This is a genomic window from Ideonella sp. P3_A4 (genome assembly GCF_056403075.1).
On sequence record NZ_JBFUGE010000536.1, the window covers coordinates 1 to 4,160 of the forward strand.

Genomic DNA, 4,160 nt, shown 5'->3' on the forward strand with positions numbered 1-4,160 from the left:
ACGCAGCCTCGTGCGCCCCGAGTTCGCCGAACACTCCGTCATCCCCTATGCGGTGGCGCTGCCCGGCGTCCAGTTCGTGCAAGGCAGGCTGATAGAGATGGGCCACGGCGGCGGCACRCTGCAGATGCCTGGCGCAATGCAGAGCACCATTCGTGCTGACATCCACGTCCTGTGCACGGGCAGCAGCTACGCCAACGACCTGATGCGCTCGGTTGGCGCCACGGCACAGGGCCGCAAGGCGTTGTACCTGAGGTACCAAGAGGCCATCCAATCGGCTCGCCAAATCCTGATCGTCGGTGGCGGCCCCATTGGCGTCGAGGTTGCCGGGGAGATTTCCGAGGCGTATCCGGCCAAGACGATCACCCTGCTGGAAGCCGGCCCGCGCCTTTTGGCGGGTACATCGGAACTGGCTGCGCAGCACGCCACCTCGGTGCTGTCGGCGCGCGGCGTCTCGATCCTGGTTGGAGAAGGTCTCGAATCGTCGACAACGAAAGGCACGGACATCTTTGCCGGCCCGGGCCAGGCGACCACCACGAAGAACCGAAAGCTCGACTACGACCTCACGGTCTGGTGCACGGGCGGGCGGCCCAACACGGCCTACATGAAGGCGAGACTCGGCGGCGCCTTGGACGCGCGCGAACGAATCCGCGTGGGCTCGGACCTTCGCGTCATCGGCCATGAGACGCTCTTCGCGCTCGGCGACATCACCGATCTGGACGAGAACAAGATGGCCTGGCACATCACCGGGCAGGTGAGTGCTGCTGCCAAGAACATCCGGCAAGTCCTGCGCGGACGGGGCTACGCACCGTACCTGACCGCGTACCGCGCGCAGACCCACAACCCCAAGATGGCCGTGACATTGGGCAGCCGGCAGGGCGTTGTGCACCTGCCCCCTTTCGGCGTGATCCGCTCGCCCCTGCTGACCCGCAAGGCCAAGGCCGAGCACATGTTGGTGCCCAAGTACCGGCGCCTTCTCAAAGTCGACTGAGTGCGAACTGCCTATCATGCAACTGCGACGACGGCGCATGCGCAGCCGCAGCCCCACCAAACGCACAACCCACTGAATCGATGAGCAAGCAAGCCGAGCCCAGCAAGCTGCGCATTCTCATAGCGAGGGTCATCCTCGGTCTCTCTGGCGTGTTGGGTCTTCTCATGGGGCTGTCGATCGGAACGCGGCCCGACGCGACCACCTCTTACATCGTGTTCGCCATCCTCGAGTTCGTATTCGGTCTGTATCTGCTCTTCGTCGCATTCTTCAGACCGGGCAGCGCTGCCGTTCGGCTGTTGGCATCATTCATGGACGAGGACTGAGTGAGGCTGCGCTGATCGCGATGCTTGTCGCCGGGAACTGCGCCTCGCCGCCGGGCGCGTGCACCCGGCGGCGCATCGCTTCAGCCCGTCAAGGGGCGGCGATCTGCTCCTTTACCCATGCGCCCAGCGTTGCCATGCGCGAGTAGACGCCGTAGTAGTTGGGCTCGGCACAGCCGATGCCCCAGCTCACCACACCGACCTGCAGGTTCCACTTCTTGCCGGCATCCCTGACGACCAGCGGGCCGCCTGAATCGCCCTGGCAGGTGTCTTTGCCGCCTTGCTGGTAGCCGGCGCAGATCATCGTGCTGTCGACATCGCCGTCGTACGCATCGGGCGCGTTGCAAACGTCGCGATCGACGATAGGCAGCTTCACCTCATGCAGACGGCGGGGCGCATGCGGTTTGACCTCCATCTCGCCCCAGCCCATGCCGTAGCTCATGCCGTCCACCGGCGCGTACTGGTCTTCTTCTGCCAGGGTGGTCACCAGAGTCACCGGCTCGATGTCGGTCACGTCCTCTGCCAGGCGAAGCACGGACACATCGGACTCGGCACCGGCGGTGCCATAGCTCGGATGCTGGGTGACACGTGTCACGTTGACGCGGCGCCCGCCGCTGCCCAAGTCTTGCGTGCCGATCAGGACCTGCAACTTGCCGGCATCGTCAGCGAACGCGCAGTGCGCCGCCGTGAGGACATCGCGCTTGCTGATGAGCGATCCGCCGCAGAAGTGCGCGTCGCGGTTCGTCGACGTTTTCTTGTCGACGAGCGACACCATGAATGGCCAACGGCCCGGTTTGGCAATGCGGCCGCCTACGACTTCAGGTTGGTCTACTTCTTCGGTCTGCGGCACGCCAAACAGCGGCGCTCGCTCAGCCTGACGGGCGTGCACCTGCTCGCGCATCGCATTGCTGGATTGGGCCCATGCAGACGCCACGCAAGCAGTGCCCAGGACAGTCGCAGCGCCGAAACGCGCCATGGAAGAGAGTCTCTTCTTACTCATTTTCGGGAGTCTCCAAAAAGGTTTTAGGTAAGGTGTCGAGGAAATCGGCTTGGCGAAAAACAGACAAAGCTGCCGCCAAGCCTGCGCGGGGCGGGCTTTGCATCGGTTGATCGCTTCAATGGCAACCCATGGGCTGCCTCGCGCAGAAAGATAGTGCGCGCAAGGTGCCGTTGCGACGTTCAGTGATGTTCAATGAACATATGTGAAGGCCACGCAAGGCATTGGGTCGAAACACCCGGCGTTTGTAGTTAACGCGTTATTGGTGAGTAATAGCCTGCGGATGACCCGGCACTCGATTCGGTAGGGCCAGCACTCAGCGAATCGCGACGCACAAGAGAGACTACCGCCCGACAAACTGAAACAACGGGCAACTGATCACCATGAATCCCGGCGACGCGGCAATCTGCCACGGCGGGCGGGCTCGAAGGAATGCGCACGGCGCATTTTTTTCGGGCCAAGAACTAGACGACCGGTCTAATAGTGGCGAACCGGTGTCCCCTTTCCTTGCCACTCCCACATCCGAAAGGAATGAAGATGAAGATCCTGATTGTCCTGACGTCCCACGATGAACTCGGCAACACCGGGCTCAAGACCGGCTTCTGGTTGGAAGAGCTCGCAGCGCCCTACTACGAGTTCAAGGCCGCCGGTGCCGACATCGTTCTGGCTTCGCCCCGCGGCGGCCAGCCGCCGCTGGATCCCAAGAGCAACTCCGAAGCGTTCCGCACTGAGGCGACCCGGCGATTCGAGGCAGACGCCGATGCCATGGCCGCTCTGGCGAGCACCGTGCCGTTGGCAGAGGTCACTCACGAAGGCTTCGATGCCGTGTTCTACCCCGGCGGGCACGGCCCTCTGTGGGATCTGGCCGAAGACCCCAACTCGGTCAAGCTGATCGAGAGCACCTTGCAAGCCGGAAAGCCGGTGGCGTTGGTCTGCCACGCGCCTGGCGTTCTTCGCCATGCGAAGCGTCCGGATGGTCAACCGCTGGTGGAGGGCCAGAAGGTCACCGGCTTCACCAACTCCGAGGAAGCCGCTGTGGAACTGACCGACGTGGTGCCGTTCCTCGTCGAGGACGAACTCAAGCGTCTTGGCGGTCGCTTCGAGCGCGCGGACGACTGGCAGTCGTATGTGGTGCAGGACGGGCTGCTGATCACCGGCCAGAACCCGGCCTCGTCCGCAGAGGCGGCGGCCCGTGTAGTGACGCAGTTGGCGCGGACGCGCTGAACGTTGCCGGCGCGAAGCCTTACGAGCCGCGCCGCATCCCTCTTCCGAACTCGAACTGCGCCCGGCACAAGTGGCGCAGACGAGTTCGATTCATCCGGATGAACCATGTCGAAGCTTGTGAAAACGCTCACCCTCACGGCCTTGCCGGCCCAAGGCAGGCCGCTCGCCGAGCCCGCGATGTTGCAAGGCGAACAGAAGGCCGAAGGCCCCGCGGCGAAGGCGGCGAACTCGAGTTTGACATTGGCCGCCGGCATTGCCTGCATCGTGCTGGTCGCCATCGACCTTCGCCCTGGGATCGTGTCGGTGGGACCGCTGCTCGGACAGATCCGCAACGAGTTCGGGATCTCCAACGCGCAGGCTTCCCTGTTGACGGCGATTCCCAACATCCTGATGGGCTTGCTGGCACTGCCCACGCCGTGGCTTGCGCGGCGATTCGGCCGCGATCGCGTCATCCTGGCGGCGCTCGCCATCCTTAGCATCGCTATGCTGCTCCGGGCCTTCGCCCAGACGACAACCCAACTGCTTGTCACCACGGCGGGCGTGGGTGCCGGCATCGCGGTCGCTGGCGCCCTGATCTCAGGCTTCGTCAAGGCCCGATTCCCGCGGCATGTGTCGTTGTTGATGGGTCTGT

The 4,160-nt window shown here is 63.8% G+C and carries 5 protein-coding genes; 4 read left to right on the forward strand and 1 reads right to left on the reverse strand.

Features of this window, described 5'->3' with window-relative positions; translation table 11 throughout:
• Positions 1-988 (forward strand): NAD(P)/FAD-dependent oxidoreductase (locus AC1DYI_RS28400; protein WP_477207474.1); only part of this gene is annotated, 988 nt, incomplete at its 5' end.
• An 80-nt stretch (positions 989-1,068) separates the two neighbouring features.
• Positions 1,069-1,311, forward strand: coding sequence for a hypothetical protein (locus AC1DYI_RS28405; RefSeq protein WP_477207475.1), 243 nt, complete (start codon positions 1,069-1,071; stop codon positions 1,309-1,311).
• Between the two features lie 88 nt (positions 1,312-1,399).
• Here AC1DYI_RS28405 and AC1DYI_RS28410 read toward each other — a convergent pair whose 3' ends face one another.
• A complete protein-coding gene (locus tag AC1DYI_RS28410; RefSeq protein WP_477207476.1) occupies positions 1,400-2,284 on the reverse strand; it encodes a serine protease in 885 nt (294 codons plus the stop codon).
• A gap of 558 nt (positions 2,285-2,842) precedes the next feature.
• Here AC1DYI_RS28410 and AC1DYI_RS28415 point away from each other — a divergent pair.
• The gene (locus AC1DYI_RS28415) at positions 2,843-3,529 is read left to right on the forward strand and encodes a type 1 glutamine amidotransferase domain-containing protein (RefSeq protein WP_477207477.1); all 687 of its coding nucleotides are present in this window, start codon (positions 2,843-2,845) and stop codon (positions 3,527-3,529) included.
• A gap of 105 nt (positions 3,530-3,634) precedes the next feature.
• A partial coding sequence (locus AC1DYI_RS28420) for an MFS transporter (protein ID WP_477207478.1) occupies positions 3,635-4,160 on the forward strand: 526 nt, incomplete at its 3' end.